Genomic DNA, 18,563 nt, shown 5'->3' with positions numbered 1-18,563 from the left:
ACCGAACCAGCGCCCACACGAATTACTCAGTCTGCTTTTTAAAGAGCTGGGCTTTCGCCCTTAAGAGACCGCGCATGATACGCCAAATCTCTTTGTTGTCAACCGTTATTTTCAAACCAATGAAAAAGCCAGAAAATCAGTCGGTTGCCTCTTCCAAGACATCCCGCTATTGGGCTGTGCCTCGAAAGGAATGCGCATTCTACAGCCCCCACGGTGTGTGTCAACACGATGACAGAAAAATCCGTTCACCGATCTAGAGGGCCACACCGTCTTCACGCTCGGCCACCTTTTTCAGGACCTCCCGGCGCTCTTCCTCGGTCATCACACCCCAACGCGCAATCTCATAACCGGTGCGCTGACAACCGATACAGACATCGTCATCATCCAGAGCGCAGATTGACACGCAGGGGGATGGCGTAACGTCGCCAGACATCATTCCTCCAGCGCTTCCAGTTCTTTCACGTAACGCTCTGCGTTCTGGACGTAGTGTCCGGCGCTGAGCTCCAGCATTTTACGCTGATTCTCATTGAGCTCCCGCTTAATCTTACCGGGGGAGCCAACCACCATCGAGCCGTCAGGCACTTCCATCCCTTCCGGAATGAGAGTGTTGGCGCCAATCAGGCAGTGTTTGCCAATTTTCGCCCCGTTAAGGACGACCGCGTTGATACCAACCAGGGAATAATCACCGATATCGCACCCGTGCAGCATGACCTGATGGCCCACGGTCACACCACGGCCCAGGGTCAGCTTGATGCCCGGATCGGTGTGCAACACACTGCCATCCTGCACGTTTGACTCAGGGCCGATCGTAATCAGGTCGTTATCACCCCGTATGACGGCGTTGAACCAGACACTGCTGCTATCCTCAAGCAGCACATCACCAATAACGGTGGCGTTCGGCGCCACAAAGTGCCCACCACCCTCAAACCGCGGAGACTTATCACCCAACCTGAACTGCATAATCGACCTCTTGAAATTGTTCCCGACAGGTATCGTCACACGGGCCCGGACTCATTCGTGCGGCGGCTCCAGAAGATCGATACCCGCTCCGTATACCGCATTAAGGAAATCCACGAGCACCACCGCAGACAACCCCCAGATGTGATACTGCCCCCACTGGTAACAGGGGACATACAGAGTGTGATCCTGAAACCCGAGCGTATCCGTACGCAACCGGTCGTCCTCCATAAAAAAGGAAATCGGGACTGTGAAAATGCTGTCAATTTCCCCCGGGTTGGCTTGCAGCTCAGGCTTCCCTTCGACCACACCCACGTATGGCGTGACGAGAATCCGGTGCAGCGACATGACCTGGCTCAACCGTCCGGCCACGGAGACCGAGGCGCCTGGCAGCCCAATCTCCTCATGGGTTTCCCGCAGCGCGGTATGTTCGAGAGACGCATCCCCGGAATCGCGCTTGCCTCCCGGAAAAGCAACCTGACCGCGGTGCGTTTTCAGATGAGCCGCGCGCTGCGTCAAAATCAAACCGGGCTCTCCGCCACAATCGACAACCGGCACGAGAATGGCCGCCTCCGGATAATCCAGCGCCAGTTGCTGTGGCGCATAGTCCGACAACCTGTTGCGGATCTGTTCGTACAAAACGACGCTCTCTCCTGAAACACGTCGGGGCGCCATTACTGAGGGCGCGACCCGGCTCGACGTCATTGATTGCCCCGGTATACTGGCATCATACAGCAACGAGGTACTTCATGAATTATTGCAGTCATTGTGGCCAACCACTGATCAGCCGGATTCCGGAGGGTGACAACCGACATCGTTTCGTCTGTGATCACTGCGACCGGATTCACTATCAAAACCCACGCATCGTCGCCGGGACCATTCCGGTCTGGGAGGGCCGGATTCTGATGTGCCGGCGAGCGATCCAGCCCCGGCATGGCTACTGGACGCTGCCCGCGGGGTTTATGGAGAACGGGGAGACAACGGTCGAGGCCGCCCGAAGGGAAACGCTCGAGGAAGCTCTGGCTGGCGTCCGGATTGAAGGTCTGTACACCATCATGCATGTGACGCACATTGATCAGGTCCACATGTTCTTCCGCGCCAGCCTGCTCGATGGCGAATTCGGAGCCGGGGAGGAGTCCCTGGAGGTTCGCCTGTTCGCCCCCGATGACCTACCCTGGGACGAAATGGCATTTCCGACCGTCCAGGAATCCCTGAGCCATTTCATTGAAGACAGCAAGAAAGAAGCATTCCCGGTCCGGGTAACCGACATTCAGCGCCGTCTCGGGCAATAACCCCCGGACGGCAGTTTTTTCAGCTGGACATCGCGAGCTGAAACACCTCATACGCCGGCTCCTCATAGGGATGCCCCCGTTTCAATGCAGCGATGGCGTCGTGAATCAGCTCGTCACGGCACACCAGTTCCACCTTGTACTCCCGCACTTTTTCAATCTCTCCCTGCTGCCCCAGATAGGGATCACTCCCATCGAGCGGGCGAAACTGCCCCTCGCCAGGACACTGCCAGGCACAGCAGTCGTAATCCCCGATACGCCCTGCCCCCGATTCGAAGATGGCTTGCTTGGATGACTCCAGATGGGACTCGGGAACGAAGTAACACAGCTTGTACATAGCTCTCCTCCTGTCTTTGACTGGGTGCTGACTTAAGCTCTAACGCAGCGTTGAGAGCCGTCATCACCGGACTGAAAGGAGTTACTCACAGAATCTGTGGATAACTCTGGGGATAGTTTTTGGGAACAGGCTCTCAGCCCCTGTCACTAGGGCCCACCCCTCAAATTGGCGACAAAATCACCGCAAGACAAAAACTCTTTCATTTCAATGACTTAAAAATTTGATTCAGGTTTATAACTATGAAATCGGCATTTGTTTAAAAACCGCTCGACCAGAACCCCCGGATGTGCATAAGACATCAAAGTCAAGGCCTGAATCCCCTTATTTCAACACCAATCAGACGGTTTTTAGGCGCTTTACCCAGCGATGTTACGCCGGTTGTTTGCCGAATCACCTTGCAGCCGTTACGCCTGTCACGAGGCGTAACATCGGCCGTTACCAGCCACCCCAAAGACAAAAAAATACCTCCGACGTATCGGAGGTATTGTCAGCTCAACGCGCCATTCAGTCCAATGCTCGGCGCGCATTGCGGAACAACCGCAACCAGGGCGCATCCTCACCCCAGGCGTCGGGATGCCAGGAGTGCTGCACCGTTCGGAACACACGCTCCGGGTGCGGCATCATGATGGTGACCCGCCCGTCGGCATTGCACAGGCCCGTCATGCCGGCCTGAGAGCCGTTGGGGTTGAAGGGGTAGCGCTCAGTCGTCCGACCTGCATGATCCACGTAGCGAAGGCCAATCAGATTCTGATCTTCAAGCGAGGCGGCCTGTTGCGGCGACGCAAATTCCACACGTCCTTCACCATGGGCCACCGCGATCGGCAGCCGGGAGCCGGCCATACCATCCAGCACCACGGAAGGCGACTCCTGCACTTCCACCAGAGCGAGGCGCGCCTCGAACTGCTCCGACTCGTTCCTCACAAAGCGGGGCCAATGATCCGTCCCCGGAATGAGTTCTCGCAGGTTCGACAGCATCTGGCAGCCATTGCAGACCCCCAGAGCCAGCGTTTCGTCGCGATCGAAGAAGCGGCTGAACTGGTCCCGGACGCGCCCGTTAAACAGGATGGATTTTGCCCAGCCTTCCCCCGCGCCCAGTACGTCACCGTATGAGAAACCGCCGCAGGCCACCAGTGCCGGAAAATCGTCCAGGGTACGGACACCAGACAGCAGATCACTCATATGCACGTCGATCGCCTCAAAACCGGCACGATCAAACGCCGCCGCCATCTCGGACTGGCCGTTGACGCCCTGCTCTCGCAGGACGGCAACCGGTGGGCGACGACCGGTGTGCACGGCCGGTGCAGCAACATCCTCAGCCGGATCGAATGTCAGATGGGTGTTGAGCCCCGGGTCGTCGGTGTTGAGCAGATTGTCGTACTCCTGCTGGGCACAGTTGGCGTTGTCACGCTCCGACTGGATCCGGAAGCTGGTTTCCGACCAGAGTCGTTGCATTTCCGCACGGGGCGCTTCCAGAACCGGCTGATCGTCGAACAGGAATCGCAACTGATCCTCGGTGTTCGGCGCGCCGATGACGGAGGTGTGCTCACCCAGTCCGGCTCCATTGAATTGCTGCAGGACAAACGGCGTGTCCTCCCGGCGGACCTGGATGACCGCGCCGAGCTCTTCGTTAAAGAGTTCCCGCGCAAAGTGATCTGATGACTCCGCCAGGCCGTCGAGGCGCACGGTCAGGCCGGTGTGACCGGCAAATGCCATTTCCGCCAGCGTGGTGTAGAGACCACCGTCGGAACGGTCGTGGTAAGCCAACAGCTTGCCGTCCCGATTCAGCCCCTGAATCACGGCAAAAAAGGCCTTGAGATCCTCGGGGTCATCCAGGTCAGGCGCGACCGCCCCCACCTGGCCGTACACCTGAGCCAGTGCCGAGCCACCAAGCCGGTTCTGCCCCGCGGCCAGATCGATCAGAATGAGGTCCGTCTCACCCTTGTCCGATCGGATCTCCGGGGTCAGGGTGCGACGAACGTCACTGACCGGCGCAAAGCCGCTGACAATCAGCGACAGCGGCGATGTCACACTCTTCTGCTCATCGCGCTCATCCTCCCAGACAGTCTTCATCGACATGGAATCCTTGCCGACCGGGATCGCAATACCCAGCGCCGGACACAGTTCCATCCCGACCGCCCTGACGGTCTCATACAGGTTCTCATCCTCGCCCGGATGACCCGCGGCCGCCATCCAGTTGGCCGAGAGGCGAATGTCCGAGAGTTGACCGATCGCCGATGCCGCCAGATTGGTGATCGCCTCACCCACTGCCATGCGGCCCGAGGCCGGCGCATTGATGGTTGCCACCGGCGTCCGTTCACCCATCGCCATGGCCTCGCCGGTGTACGCATCAAAACTCGACGCGGTCACGGCCACATCACTGACCGGCACCTGCCAGGGGCCGACCATCTGGTCCCGGGCGACGAGCCCGGTAATCGTGCGATCACCGATGGTGATCAGAAAGCTCTTACTTCCCACTGAGGGCAGCCGCATCACCCGCCGCGCGGCCTCATCGAGATCGACCCGGCTCGAGTCGAAGACAGACTTGGCAAAAGACTGGCGCTGAACACTGCGGTGCATCTTCGGCGGCTTGCCAAACAGCACGTCCATGGGCAGATCGACTGGCCGGTCATCAAAGTAGGAATCGGTCAGCTCCAGACTGGACTCGTCCGTCGCCTGTCCAACCACGGCGTACGGGCAGCGCTCGCGGCGGCACAGCTCGTCAAACCGCGCCATATCGTCTTCCCCAACCGCCAGCACATAGCGCTCCTGGGACTCATTGCACCAGATTTCGAGCGGCGACATGCCGGGCTCATCGCTGGGGATATCACGCAGCTCAAAGCGTCCGCCCCGACCACCGTCCTTGACCAGCTCCGGCATGGCATTGGACAGACCGCCCGCCCCCACATCATGGATAAACGCGATGGGGTTCGCCTCGCCCATCTGCCAACACCGGTCGATGACTTCCTGGCACCGACGCTCCATCTCCGGGTTGTCCCGCTGGACCGATGCGAAGTCCAGGTTCTCATGGCTGCTTCCGGAGTCCATGGAGGACGCCGCACCGCCACCCAGACCGATGAGCATGGCCGGTCCGCCCAGAACGATCAGCCGGGCACCGGTTGGGATCTCGGACTTCTCCACGTGATCGGCCCGGATATTCCCCAGACCGCCCGCGATCATGATCGGTTTATGATAGCCCCGAACCTCATCCCCGCCGGCTCCCGGAACCGTCTGCTCGAAGGAGCGGAAGTAACCGGCCAGGTTTGGGCGCCCGAATTCATTGTTGAACGAGGCCCCGCCCACCGGCGCGTCGATCATGATGTCCAGCGGCGTGGCAATCCGCTCCGGCTGCCCATAGGCGCTTTCCCAGGGCTGCGGGTCACCGGGCAGGTTGAGGTTGGACACGGTAAACCCCGTCAGGCCGGCTTTGGGCTTGCCGCCGGTCCCCGTCGCGCCTTCATCCCGAATCTCACCGCCTGAGCCGGTCGCCGACCCGGCATAGGGCGAGATGGCGGTGGGATGGTTGTGCGTCTCCACCTTCATGAGGATGTGGATGTCTTCCGGGTGATACTGGTAAACGCCGGTTTCCGGGTCCGGAAAGAAACGCCCGGCGTGCGAACCACGAATGACGGACGCATTGTCCCGGTAGGCAGACAACACCCCTTCCTGACTCATCTCGTGCGTATTGCGGATCATCGCAAACAACGATTTTTCCTGAGCTTCTCCATCGATGTCCCAGGAGGCATTGAAGATCTTGTGACGACAGTGCTCGGAGTTCGCCTGGGCGAACATCATCAGCTCCACGTCGGTCGGGTCCCGATCCAGCTTCCGGAAGGCCTCGAGCAGGTAGTCAATCTCATCGTCAGCAAGCGCCAGCCCCAGGGCGTCGTTGGCAGACACCAGCGCCTGACGGCCACCGGAGCGCAGCGGTACCCGATCCAGCGGGCGTGGCTCGTCCTGATTGAACAACAGTTCCGCGCCGCCGGTCTCGTGGAACACCCGCTCTGTCATGCGATCATGCAGGAGCGCGGCAATCGCCTCGCGTTCCTCCGGCCTGAGCTTGTTCCCCGCCCGAACGTGATACGCCACTCCGCGTTCAATCCGGCGAATGCCCTTGAGGCCACAGATCCGGGCAATGTCCGTCGCCTTGCTCGACCATGGCGAAATCGTGCCCGGGCGCGGCACAACAAGAAACAGGACACCATCCGTCGATGCGACCTGCCCGCTGGGCCCATAGGTCAGCAGACGATCAAGCACTGACTGGTCGCGTTCCGACAACGCGTCCGCAACATCAACAAAGTGCATGAACTCAGCATCAAGACCGGACACCGACGGCACGGCGGACTGGAGCTGTTCCAGGAGTTTCCCGGCACGGAAGGTAGACAGGGCGGGCGCACCGCGAAGTTCCAGCATGACGAAACGATCCTGTAGTGATCAGGGGATGACTGATGTGGGCCGCTTTCACCGGCCCCGGAATCGGGCGCAATGATACTGGAAAGCGCCCCTTGGATACAGATTTGGGCGGACGAAATCCACGCTTATGGCCGACGAGCGGGCGTGATCCCCCGATTCGGCCAATTGACCCCTCTGACTCCTTGGGCGACCATCCATATAGAGCAAGGCATCGGAGTCCGGTGACCATCCGTCTCGCCGACCATTGACTCGCCTCTGCCCGGGAGTCAATCAGTCGGGTGGCGGTTTCGGATGGCCAGGGTTCTCACGTCTGATTGAAGGGAGATTCCGTAGTTTGTCTGAAGCAGTCCCCTTGTCACCCAAGCAACGGGAAGCAATACCGGTCCCCGCTTCACTCCCGACCCACCTCGCCGATACCCAACCGGCTCGCGGGCTGGTTGTGAGCCTCATCGGCCTGCTCGTTGGCACCGTGGTTCTGCTCACAGGCTGCTCACGGCCATCCACCGTGACTGAAATTCGCCAGGAGGGCGTCCTTCACGTCATCACCCGACGCTCGCCCTCGGTCTACTTTGAGGGCCCTCATGGAGCGACAGGATTCGAATACGAGCTCGTCCAGCGGCTGGCCAAGCGGCTGGGCGTGGAACTTCGCCTGCGTGTGGTCGACGACTACGACAAGATTGTGTCCGTGCTGGACAACAGCTATGCCCACATCGGCATGGGAGGGTTTGCACCCGGACCCGAGCGAAAAGATCGATTTCAGACCGTAACGACGTCACTGACACTCACCTCCACCGTCGTGTACAACCGGGATGTGAAACCGGTGCGGGCGCCGGAGGCGCTTAGCGGTCGGGTCGTGCACACCGTTGAGAATTCCAATCACATCGAGCCGCTGAAAGAGCTCCGGCAAACCCAGGACAACATACGCTGGATTCCGCACCCGAAGCTCACCACCGTCGAGATTCTGAAACGGGTCAATACCGGCGAAGTGGGCGTCGCCGTCGTGGACTCGACAGACCTGGCGCTCAATCACGTGTACTTTCCCGATGTCAAGAAAGGGGTCGCCCTGACCGAACCGAGACCGGTCGCCTGGCTCCTTCCACGCCAGCAGGATGGCTCACTACGCAAGCTGGCCGACCAGATGATGCGCGACCTGCAGTCAGACGGCACGCTGGCCCATCTGCGCGAACGTTTCTTCGGCCACCTTGATCGACTCGACTACGTTGGCGCGCGAACCTTTCTCTACCACGTTCGCAACCGGCTGCCGCGCTATCAGGCCATTTTCAGAAGCACCGCGGATCACTATGACCTCGACTGGCGGCTGCTCGCCGCCATCGGCTACCAGGAATCCCACTGGCGCCCCAACGCCGTCTCGCCCACCGGGGTTCGCGGGCTAATGATGCTGACGCGATCGACGGCCCGGTATGTTGGCATCGACAATCGGCGCAACGCCGAGCAGAGCATTGATGGTGGCGCTCAGTACTTCCGGACTATGCGGCGTCGTATCCCTGAGGATATCCCGGAACCGGACCGGACCTGGTTCGCCCTCGCCGCCTATAACGTCGGCATGGGCCACCTCGAAGACGCCCGGAAACTGACACAGCGTGGCGGCGATGACCCTCACCGCTGGGCGGACGTCAAGGAGTACCTGCCAAGGCTGGCTGAAAAACAGTGGTACACCAAAACAGAGCACGGCTATGCGCGCGGGTATGAACCGGTCGTTTACGTCCAGAACATCCGTCGCTACTACGATGTCCTGCGTTGGTTGCGCCCCAATGATGATGAGTCGACGCACCGGAACCAGCCGGTGATCCCCCCGCTGCCCTCACTCGACGGCTCCGGGGACCCCCAATCCGCGGACAACCGGCCCGGTCCCCCGCGCCTCAACAGGATGCTGGGCGAGGCGCCCCCGACACTGTAACTCCCGGGCAGCCTCAGGGCTTACTCGGCGCCTTCTGCCGTTACCGCAAGGGCCCGTTCTGCCTGCTCGCCTGTAAAGCCCCGCTGTGCCAGAAACCGGGCCTGGCGAACCTTACTGTCCCACTCCAGCGCCTGCGCACCGACTCCAAAGCGTCGCTTCCGGGCATCCAGGGCATGGGCGACCCAGTCCCCATCCGACATCGCCTTCAGTTCCTCCGGAACAAAACCAATGCCTCGCTGCTGCAACTCACTTTCAATGCGCAGCGGGCCGTAATTCAGTTCCCGTCTCTGGCGGGCATACACTTCTGCGAACCGCGCGTCATCAAGCCACCCCTGCGCCTCGAAGTCGGTCAGCACCGAGTCAATCACCGCTTCGGGAAAACGCCGGCGGATCAGCTTGAAAAACATCTCCTGCCGGCTGTGCTCGCGCCGGGCCAGCATTTTGAGCGCCGTCGATCGCAACCGGTGCTCAACATCCTCGCCATCGCCGCTGTCACTGATCCCAGCCATCACGCCTCCTGTCAGCCCACTGAAAATGCCATTATGCACAATCCGCCAGACGATTTAGACTGGGAACCCTCTCTGGTCGCCCGCCGACATCGCTCCGGGCGGCCGTCGTTTCCACCCCAAGCAACGGGTGTCCCACTCGGCGCAGCCCTCAGAGGGCCGGCCGATTCCGGCCACACAATGGCCGGTCAACTCATGGTACAGAGGTGCATCATGGCGGCATTGATCAAGCAGTTCTTCAAATCCCGGAGAAACAAGGGCGATTCAGCCGGGGCAGTCATCGAACGACTCGACCCAACACGCGACAGTGACCTGAGAGCCCTGAAACACCTGGCAACCGACGCCGACTCCAATGAAGAACGACAGGCTGCCATCGCCCGGCTACCAGACCCGGCCATGCTCATTGATGTCTACCGACAGGCGCCCGCGAATCTGCGTGGCGTCATTACCCAGCGCATCAACGATCTGGCCAGCCGGGACCGTCAGAGTGTCCTCGACACCGAACGAAAGCTGGATCACCCCGAAGAGAGGGATCTGCTGCGCCAGCTTCTCGCCAGTGGTGAGGAGGGTCCCGAGAGCATTGTCGCCGAAGCTGACTCGGCGGAACTGCGTCGCTATGCCACCGAAGGACAAACCGCTGCTCTGCGTCGCGCCGCCACCGAACGCGTGGAGTCGGAGAGCGACCTGCAGGCCATCCAGAAGGCCGCCAAGGGTCGGGACAAAGGGGTCTACCAGCTTGCCAAACGCAAGCTCCAGGCACTGCGCAGCGAACAGGAGCGCCAGGCCCGGACACAGGCGACTATTGACGAGCTGATCCGACAGGCCAAGGCCCACGCCGATACCCAGGACACGACACTCTACGGCCCTCAACTGGAGAAGCTGCGACAGGAGTGGCAGAACTGCCGTGAGCAGGCCTCAGTGGATCAGGAAACCCGCTTCCTGAACGCATTGGATGCTTGTTACCAGCGCCAGAAATCCCTGGAGGAGGAAGCCCGTCAGGGTCAGGAAGCGGAAGGTAAAAAGGCGGAACGCAACGCCACACTCCAACTGCTCCGGGAAACCATGGACGAGCTGCAGTCCAGTGATCCGAACCAGGCTGCATCGCTGTCCTCCCTCGACGCCTTGCAGAAAACCCAGGAGAACCGCTGGCTGGAGGCCACCCGCGATACTGAGGTGGATCGTGCCGAGCAGAAGGACTACCAATCTCTGATGCTGGGACTGCGAGGGTACATCGCAGCGCGCCAGCGCCTGGAACAGTCGGAACCGACACTGCGTGAACTGACAGAGGCCGAAACGCCCGACAGTGACCAGCTCCGCCAGCAACTGACGACCATTGACTGGCCGTCGGATTTCCCGGAACCCAGCCTGCTTCACCAGGCTCGTGAACGCCTTGGGGAAGCCAGGCTGGCCCGCCAGGCTGCCGCCTCTGACCAGAAAGCCCAGCAGCGAGCCCTGGACGATGCCCTGGAACAGCTGGAACGGGCTTTGGAGGACAATCTTCTCCGGGAATCCCGACAGCTCCACCGCAAGGCCAAGCAGCTTTTTGACAGCCTCGACCACCACCATGGCGCCAGCCGTCAGGCCCGACTGACCCGACTGGGCCGACAGGTTCAGGAGCTCCGGGACTGGCAGGGGTTTGCCACCCGTCCCAAGCAGGAAGAACTATGCGACGCCATGGAGTATCTGGCCGAGCAGCATATGGAGCCCGAAGCCAAGGCGACGCGCATCCAGGAGCTGCAGCAGGAGTGGCGTGCACTGGGCGGCTCGTCCAACCAGGCCCTTTGGCACCGCTTCAAGGAGGCAGCGGATCGGGCCTTCGCGCCGTGCCAGGATTACTTCGCCGCCAAGTCCGAACTTAAAATGACGAATGTCCGGACCCGTGAAGCCATCTGTGATCAACTTGCCACCTTTATTGACGAGGCGGACTGGGATCAGGTCGACTGGAAATCCGTCGAACGGATTCACCGGGTCGCCCGTCAGGAATGGCGCGATGCGTGGCCCGTCGATTTCCGGGCCAATCGCCCGGTCCAGAAACGCTTCGACCGGCTTCTGAAAACAATCGGCAAACCGCTTGATGAAGAGCGGGCGCGCAACGAAGCGGCCAAAGCGGACATCGTCAGCCGTGCCGAAGCGCTGATCGGGCATGAGCCGCTCGGCGACGCCATGGCCGGCGCCAAGGCGCTTCAGAGGGAGTGGGAACAGATCGGCATTACCCGGCACCGGGAAGACCGCCGTCTCTGGAAGGCCTTTCGGGCCGCCTGCGATGCGATTTTCGCCCGTCGTGAAGAAGCCAAGGCCGAGCAAGCCAGCCGTGACCGGGACGCCATCAACACGCTTGAAACCCTGCTAGCGGAAAGCCGTCAAACGCGGAACAACGACCCTGAAGAATCGGCCTTGCGGGATCTGGCCAAACGCCTCCGGTCGGCTACGGTCCCGAAATCGACACCCAGCATGCTGCGCTCCGAAGTGGACGCGGAGCGCGAGATGGTGCAACGGCAACTCGACAAGAGTCACCGGTCGGGGCTGGTCGCGCGCTGGAAGCGTGAGATCCAAGAAGGCACGCGGGATGAACAGTCGCCGGACGTCGCATTGCCCGACCCGATACCGGAGCCGACAATCATCGCAGTGCGACTGGAAATCGCCACCGGGGCACCCTCGCCCGAACACGATCAGAACATCCGAATGGCGCAACAGGTCGAACGCCTGGCGGCTGGTATGAGTGGCAGCTCCGAGCAGACCAACGAGGAGCAGGAGCTGGAACGACTGATCGCCTGCTGGTGTGCTGCGGATGAGACGCCAGCCACCGAACTGCAGCAGAGACTGATGGCCGCGCTCGACTACTGGGCCACCTGATTCTGTCGCCTAATCGGACCGGGTGTGACCGCGAACGTACGCAAAAGCGTCGGTCACAGCCCGTGAAACCCGCTCTTCCATCTCTGCCATCTCCATGGCCGACAGATAGAACATCATATCGATGCTGTGACGGTAGTAGCGCGGCGGCAGGGCGTTGAGGGACACGCACATCACATCCTCAAGAAAGTCCGGCTCGTCGCCGGGCTCACGCTGTCGATCCACCTCGTCCGCTACCAGTCGCTCGTAGAAATTATCAATACCATCCCGCAAAGACATGACTGCTCCCCATCTGTCCGCGATACTGTCATCCTAGGTCCTGATAACCGATCTGTCAGGCCAGCCCCACAGTTCGATGAGCTGTTTAGTCAATTCAGTTGGCGAGCCTCGCCATTACCGGGCCGGGCACCGGGCGCTATCGTGACACGGTTTCAGCCATCGCCGCGCCGCATCCACGGCGCGTTCGCAACAGACAAGAGGTTCCTCGATGACCACAGACGCCTACATTTTCGACGCCGTGCGCACCCCACGGGGGCGCGGCAAAAAGGACGGTTCGCTGCACAGCGTCAAACCCATCAGCCTGTTGACGACCGTGCTCAAGGCGTTGGAAAACCGCAATGAGCTGGACACCAAACAGGTGGACGACATCGTGATGGGCTGTGTGACCGCAATCGGTGACCAGGGTGCCGACATCGCCAAAACCGCCGCCCTGGCCGCCGACTGGGACGATGTGGTCGCTGGCGTCACGCTTAATCGCTTCTGCGCCTCCGGCCTGGAGGCGGTCAACCTGGCCGCCATGAAAGTCCGCTCCGGCTGGGAAGACCTGGTCGTCGCGGGCGGCGTGGAGTCCATGTCCCGCGTGCCAATGGGCTCTGACGGAGGCGCATGGGCGACCGATCCGGCCACCAACCTGCATACCGGCTTCATGCCACAGGGCATTGGCGCCGACCTGATCGCCACCCTGGAAGGACTCAGCCGGGAGGACGTGGACAACTTCGCCGTCCAGTCCCAGAAGAAGGCGGCCAACGCCTGGGAGAACGGCTACTTCAAGCGGTCCATTATTCCGGTGACCGACCAGAACGGCGTGACCATCCTGGACCGTGACGAGCATGTCCGGGGCAGTACGTCACTGGAGTCGCTGAGCCAGCTCAAGCCCTCTTTCCAGCAAATCGGTGAAATGGGCTTCGACGGGGTGGCCCGCGAAAAGTACCACCACGTTGAAAAGATCGAGCACGTGCACCACGCCGGCAATTCATCCGGCATGGTGGATGGTGCCACTGCCCTGCTGATTGGCAGCGAGGAGAAAGGCCGCGCCATGGGCCTGACCCCGCGGGCCCGGATCATTTCCACCGCGGTCACCAGCACCGATCCGACCATCATGCTCACCGGCCCGGCACCGGCCAGTCGAAAGGCGCTTGAAAAAGCCGGTCTGACCGCCGAGGACATTGACCTGTTTGAGGTCAACGAGGCGTTTGCCTCGGTCGTGATGCGGTTCCAGCGGGAGCTGTCCGTTCCTGACGAGAAGATCAACGTCAACGGCGGCGCTATTGCCATGGGGCACCCGCTCGGTGCCACAGGGGCCATGATTCTCGGCACCCTGCTCGATGAGCTGGAGCGCCGTGACCAGCGCTACGGCCTGGCCACCCTGTGCGTGGGTGGCGGCATGGGTATCGCCACCATCATCGAACGTTGCTAAGCCGGGACTTCAAAGGACTTTTTACCATGAGTGCGATTCATTACGACATCGACGACCAGAACATTCTCACACTGACCATCGACATGCCCGGTCAGTCCGCCAACACGATGAACGCCGACTTCCGGGCCGCGCTGACCGAAACAGCAGCCCGGCTGGAAAAGGATCTGGAGAGAATCCGGGGCATCATCCTCACCTCTGGCAAAAAGACGTTTTTTGCCGGAGGTGATCTCAACGAGCTCTACAAGGTCACACGCGACCAGGCCGAAGACTTCGAGCGCATGATCGCCGACCTCAAAGGGCAGATGCGCGCCATTGAAACCTGCGGCAAGCCTGTTGTGGCCGCAATCAACGGCACGGCCCTCGGCGGCGGCCTGGAGCTTTGCCTGGCCTGCCACCACCGCATCGCGCTGGACGATGAGCGCATCCAGCTCGGCCTGCCGGAGGTCACCCTTGGCCTGCTGCCCGGCGGTGGCGGCACACAGCGCCTGCCGCGCATGATCGGCCTGGAGAACAGCCTGCCCTACCTGACGGAAGGCAAGAAGGTGTCACCGTCAAAAGCCATCAAGGCCGGCATCATTGACGAACTGGCCGAAGACCGGGACGCACTGATGGCCAAGGCCCGGGCCTTCATTGACGCGCACCCCGAATGCCAACAGCCCTGGGACCGGAAAGGCTTCAAGATACCCGGCGGTGGCCCACAGAACCCGACCGTCGCCCAGCGGCTGACCATTGCACCGGCCATGCTCAAGCAGAAGACCAAGGGCTGTTACCCGGCCCCGGAAGCCATCATGTCCGCGGTCGTCGAAGGCGCCCAGGTGGACTTCGACAACGCTGAGAAGATCGAGACCCGGTATTTCACCGAGCTGGTGGTCGGTCCGGTCGCCAAGAACATGACCGGTACCTTCTGGTTCCAGCTCAACGCGATCAAGGCCGGTGAGAGTCGCCCCCAAGGCGTCGATCAGGCTCGCTTTAAAAAGGTGGGCATCCTTGGCGCCGGAATGATGGGGGCTGGCATTGCCCACTCCACCGCAAACCGCGGCGTGGATGTGGTTCTGAAAGACGTCTCTGCCGAGAATGCCGAGAAAGGGAAAGGCTATTCCGAGAAGGTCCTCGCCAAGAAGGTCAGCCGTGGTCGCATGTCGGAGGATGACAAGCAGGCGGTGCTTGACCGCATCACCCCAACGGCCGAGGCCAGCGATCTGGCCGGATGCGACCTGGTGATTGAAGCGGTCTTCGAAGACAGCGACCTGAAAGCAACGGTGACAAAGGAAGCCGAGGCCGCCATGGATGCGTCCGGCGTCTTCGCCTCCAACACCTCGACCATTCCCATCACCCAGCTCGCCCAGGCGTCTGAGCGGCCGGAGCGTTTTATCGGCCTGCACTTCTTCTCACCGGTCGACAAGATGCAACTGGTGGAGATTATCGTTGGCCAGAAGACATCAAATGAGACGCTCGCTCAGGCCTTCGACTACGTTCAGCAGATTGGCAAGATCCCGATCGTGGTCAACGACAGTCGTGGGTTCTTCACCTCCCGCGTGTTCGGCACCTTCGTCAACGAGGGCGTCGCCATGCTCGGTGAGGGGATTCACCCGTCCAGTGTCGAGAACGCCGGGTTGCTGGCCGGTATGCCGGTCGGACCACTGGCAATCTGCGACGAAGTGAGCCTGACGCTGATGCAACACATCCGCGATCAGAGCCGCAAGGATCTGGAAGCCGCTGGCGGCACCTGGCAGCCACATCCGGCCGAAGCCGTCGCCGACGCCATGGTCGACACCCATGGCCGTAAAGGCAAAGCGGCGGGTGCCGGATTCTATGAGTATCCGGAGTCCGGCAAGAAGTACCTCTGGCCCGGTCTTGTCGAGCACTTTACCGATGCGGACAAAGCCGACAGCGTCGATCTGCAGACACTCAAGGACCGCATCCTGTTCATCCAGGCCATCGAGACCGTGCGATGCCTGGAAGAGGGCGTTCTGCGAACCGTCGAGGACGCCAACATCGGCAGCATTTTCGGCATCGGCTTCGCGCCCTGGACCGGTGGCGCAATCCAGTTCATCAACCAATACGGGGTGCGGGCGTTCGCCGAGCGGGCCCGGGAACTGGCAGCCCGGTTTGGGGACCGCTTCGAGCCGCCCAAATTGCTTCTTGAAAAAGCCGAGTCCGGAGAATCCTTCCGGTAACCGGCCTTGTGCCCGAACCGGCGCTCCGGTTCGGGCCTACTGACCTGTCGACTGCATGGACAGATTGTCACCTTCCCCGCCGAACGGGCTGGTAGTCATCCCCGACGCCCTTGCCTACAATGAAATGGCCCTGTGTGCAGGGAAAGGCACGCAGGATGCCATGGTCCGCCCGGCGAACCATCCCGTATCCATCCATACCACTGACAGAGCGGTTAGGACGAATGACACAACGATCCAACGCCACCGACCCCCGCACGAGTTCCCCGGTAACGGGTTGGTTCTTTGCGGCACTGGCAGGGGTGCTGCTGGCCTTTACGCCCCTGCTTTCAACAGACCTCGCCATTGGACAGGAAGCCGAATCCGGCGCGGCGTCATCGGACTACCAGTCGGTTCAGCCCACAATCGAGCAGGCCCGTGCCAACATCCTGATCGCCCGTCAGTTGCAGTTCACCCACTTCAAGGACCTGTCCATCGACGACAGCATGTCCGGCGATATGCTGGATGCGTACCTGGAACAACTGGACGGTCAGCGTCTGTATTTCCTGCAGAAAGACATCGACCGCTTCGAGCAATGGCGCGGCAATATGGATGCGGCGCTGAAGACCGGTCAGCTCGAACCGGCCTTTGACATCTATAACCAGTTCCAACAACGCCTGGTGGAGCGGCTCAGCTATGCCCTGTCCCTTGTCCGGGGTGGCTTGGATGACCTGTCGTTTGATCAGGACGAGCGCCTGATCCTCGACCGCTCCGAACAAAGCTGGGCGGCGGACCGGGAGGCCCTCGATGCCATCTGGCGCAAGCGTGTAAAGAATGCCGTTCTGGCCCAGCGCCTGAACGGCAAGGACGACAGTGACATCGCCGAGTCGCTGATCCAGCGCTACGAAAACCAGCTCTCAAGGGCCAAGCAGGCCCGCAGTGAGGATGCGTTCCAGTCCTACATGAATGCCTTTGCGGGCCTTTGGGACCCGCATACCTCCTACTTCTCCCCGCGGACTTCCGAGAACTTCAACATCAACATGAGCCTGTCTCTGGAGGGGATTGGCGCCGTCCTCAAATCCGAGAACGAGTACACCGAAGTCGTGCGACTGGTTCCGGGGGGGCCCGCTGACAAACAGGGGCAACTGCAGCCAGGCGACCGGATTGTCGGCGTCGGCCAGGAGGACGAGGGAATCGATAACGTCATCAGCTGGCGTCTCGGCGATGTGGTGGACCAGATCCGCGGTCCCCGCGGGTCAACAGTGCGCCTGCAGGTAATTCCGGCAAGCGCAGCGGACGAAACCATCACCCGGACAATCGCAATCACCCGCGACAAAGTGAAGCTGGAAGAACAGTCGGCCCAGAGCAACGTCCTCCAGCTCGACCGTGGCGACAGCACTCATCGCGTCGGCGTAGTGGATATCCCGACGTTCTATGCCGATTTCAAGGCCATGCAGGCTGGCGACCCGAACTACAAGAGCACCACACGCGACGTACGCAAGCTGCTCGAGGAGATGCAGCAGGATCAACCGCTGGACGGCCTTGTCATCGATCTGCGTGACAACGGCGGTGGCGCCCTTCAGGAGGCCAACGATCTGGTGGGTCTGTTCATCGAACAGGGCCCGACGGTTCAGGTCCGGAATGCCGAAGACGAGGTGAAAGTCCTGCGGGATCAGGATCCGTCGGTTGCCTACGACGGACCACTGGTCGTGTTGGTTAACCGCATGAGCGCATCCGCCTCCGAGATCTTCGCAGGCGCCATCCAGGACTATGGGCGGGGCCTGGTCGTCGGCTCCCAGACATTCGGTAAAGGCACGGTACAGGCGGTTCGACCGCTCAATCATGGGCAACTCAAGATCACCCAGTCGAAGTTCTACCGGGTCTCCGGTGGCTCGACTCAACACCGTGGCGTGATTCCGGACATTACCATTCCCACGCGTATCGACAAGACAGAGATTGGGGAAGACGCCCTCGACGGCGCCCTCCCCTGGGATCAGATCGAAGCCGTTCCCCACAACCGGTACTACGATTTCAGCGGTATGATCGGCGAGCTTCGCAAGCGGCACGACGAGCGCTTTGAGACCACGCCCGAGTTTCAACTGCTGCAGAAGGAAATCAAACTGCTCAAGCAAAAACGCGAGCGCAACTACGTGAGCCTGCAGACCGACGAACGCCGTTCCTACCAGCAATCGCTGGAGTCCCGTCAGCTGGAGATCGCCAATGCCCGTCGTCAGCTCAAGGGGCAGGAACCGTTCGACAGCTGGGAAGCCGTCCAAGACCACCGGGAGCAGGAAGCCGCCGCTCCGGATAAAGACACGGAGATGGATTTCATCATCCGTGAGAGCGGCAATATCATGGCCGATATGCTGGAGATGGATCGCCAGATGGCATCCATCGTGAATCCCGACGCCGTCGCCGCCAAGACCAGCCCATAACGCACAAGGAGA

The 18,563-nt window shown here is 61.1% G+C and carries 13 protein-coding genes; 6 read left to right on the top strand and 7 right to left on the bottom strand.

The window, feature by feature from the left end; genetic code table 11:
* Positions 1-253: 253 nt before the first annotated feature.
* From C8D92_RS02615 to C8D92_RS02605, 3 genes are read right to left on the bottom strand one after another with little or no spacing between them, the layout of a single operon-like run.
* Positions 254-436 (bottom strand): DUF1289 domain-containing protein, encoded by a 183-nt coding sequence (locus C8D92_RS02615; protein ID WP_095612222.1) that lies wholly within the window; start codon positions 434-436, stop codon positions 254-256.
* Positions 433-960, bottom strand: coding sequence for a gamma carbonic anhydrase family protein (locus C8D92_RS02610; RefSeq protein WP_116918333.1), 528 nt, complete (start codon positions 958-960; stop codon positions 433-435). The genes C8D92_RS02615 and C8D92_RS02610 overlap by 4 nt, the downstream gene beginning before the upstream one ends.
* A 51-nt stretch (positions 961-1,011) precedes the next feature.
* Positions 1,012-1,596 carry an NUDIX hydrolase gene (locus C8D92_RS02605; protein WP_228151299.1) on the bottom strand — a complete coding sequence of 195 codons (585 nt, stop codon included), beginning with the start codon at positions 1,594-1,596 and terminating at the stop codon, positions 1,012-1,014.
* Positions 1,597-1,706: 110 nt separating this feature from the next.
* Between C8D92_RS02605 and C8D92_RS02600 the strand changes: the two genes are divergently transcribed.
* Positions 1,707-2,249, top strand: a complete 543-nt coding sequence (locus C8D92_RS02600; protein WP_095612225.1) for an NUDIX hydrolase — start codon at positions 1,707-1,709, stop codon at positions 2,247-2,249.
* 19 nt (positions 2,250-2,268) lie between these two features.
* Here C8D92_RS02600 and C8D92_RS02595 read toward each other — a convergent pair whose 3' ends face one another.
* Both C8D92_RS02595 and purL read right to left on the bottom strand, forming a co-directional pair.
* Positions 2,269-2,583, bottom strand: coding sequence for a YqfO family protein (locus tag C8D92_RS02595; RefSeq protein ID WP_116918332.1), 315 nt, complete (start codon positions 2,581-2,583; stop codon positions 2,269-2,271).
* A gap of 504 nt (positions 2,584-3,087) precedes the next feature.
* Entirely contained in the window at positions 3,088-6,993 is a 3,906-nt protein-coding gene (purL, locus tag C8D92_RS02590; protein ID WP_116918331.1) for a phosphoribosylformylglycinamidine synthase, read from the bottom strand.
* Positions 6,994-7,345: 352 nt separating this feature from the next.
* On the opposite strand from purL, the gene mltF reads away from it, so the two are divergent.
* Complete coding sequence (gene mltF / locus C8D92_RS02585; protein ID WP_243402326.1) at positions 7,346-8,911, top strand: membrane-bound lytic murein transglycosylase MltF; 1,566 nt, start codon at positions 7,346-7,348, stop codon at positions 8,909-8,911.
* Between the two features lie 20 nt (positions 8,912-8,931).
* Here the strand turns inward: mltF and C8D92_RS02580 are convergent, their stop codons facing one another.
* Positions 8,932-9,420, bottom strand: coding sequence for a regulatory protein RecX (locus C8D92_RS02580; protein ID WP_116918330.1), 489 nt, complete (start codon positions 9,418-9,420; stop codon positions 8,932-8,934).
* Positions 9,421-9,630: 210 nt separating this feature from the next.
* Here C8D92_RS02580 and C8D92_RS02575 point away from each other — a divergent pair, with 210 nt between their 5' ends.
* A complete protein-coding gene (locus C8D92_RS02575; protein ID WP_165819218.1) occupies positions 9,631-12,270 on the top strand; it encodes a DUF349 domain-containing protein in 2,640 nt (879 codons plus the stop codon).
* Positions 12,271-12,279: 9 nt separating this feature from the next.
* Here the strand turns inward: C8D92_RS02575 and C8D92_RS02570 are convergent, their stop codons facing one another.
* Positions 12,280-12,546, bottom strand: coding sequence for a late competence development ComFB family protein (locus C8D92_RS02570; protein ID WP_095610626.1), 267 nt, complete (start codon positions 12,544-12,546; stop codon positions 12,280-12,282).
* Positions 12,547-12,754: 208 nt separating this feature from the next.
* On the opposite strand from C8D92_RS02570, the gene C8D92_RS02565 reads away from it, so the two are divergent.
* The 3 genes from C8D92_RS02565 to C8D92_RS02555 all read left to right on the top strand — a co-directional run bounded on the left by C8D92_RS02565 (position 12,755) and on the right by C8D92_RS02555 (position 18,551).
* Entirely contained in the window at positions 12,755-13,963 is a 1,209-nt protein-coding gene (locus tag C8D92_RS02565) for an acetyl-CoA C-acetyltransferase (protein ID WP_095610627.1), read from the top strand.
* Positions 13,964-13,989: 26 nt separating this feature from the next.
* A complete protein-coding gene (locus C8D92_RS02560) occupies positions 13,990-16,140 on the top strand; it encodes a 3-hydroxyacyl-CoA dehydrogenase NAD-binding domain-containing protein (RefSeq protein WP_116918328.1) in 2,151 nt (716 codons plus the stop codon).
* 221 nt (positions 16,141-16,361) lie between these two features.
* Positions 16,362-18,551: a carboxy terminal-processing peptidase gene (locus C8D92_RS02555; protein ID WP_116918327.1), complete on the top strand. Its 2,190-nt coding sequence runs from the start codon at positions 16,362-16,364 to the stop codon at positions 18,549-18,551.
* Positions 18,552-18,563 lie beyond the last annotated feature (12 nt).

Origin of the sequence: Tamilnaduibacter salinus, from assembly GCF_003096655.1 — a bacterium.
Classification (GTDB): domain Bacteria; phylum Pseudomonadota; class Gammaproteobacteria; order Pseudomonadales; family Oleiphilaceae; genus Tamilnaduibacter; species Tamilnaduibacter salinus.
Note: the sequence above shows the minus strand (reverse complement) of the source record. Positions and strands in the feature narration are given on the sequence as shown.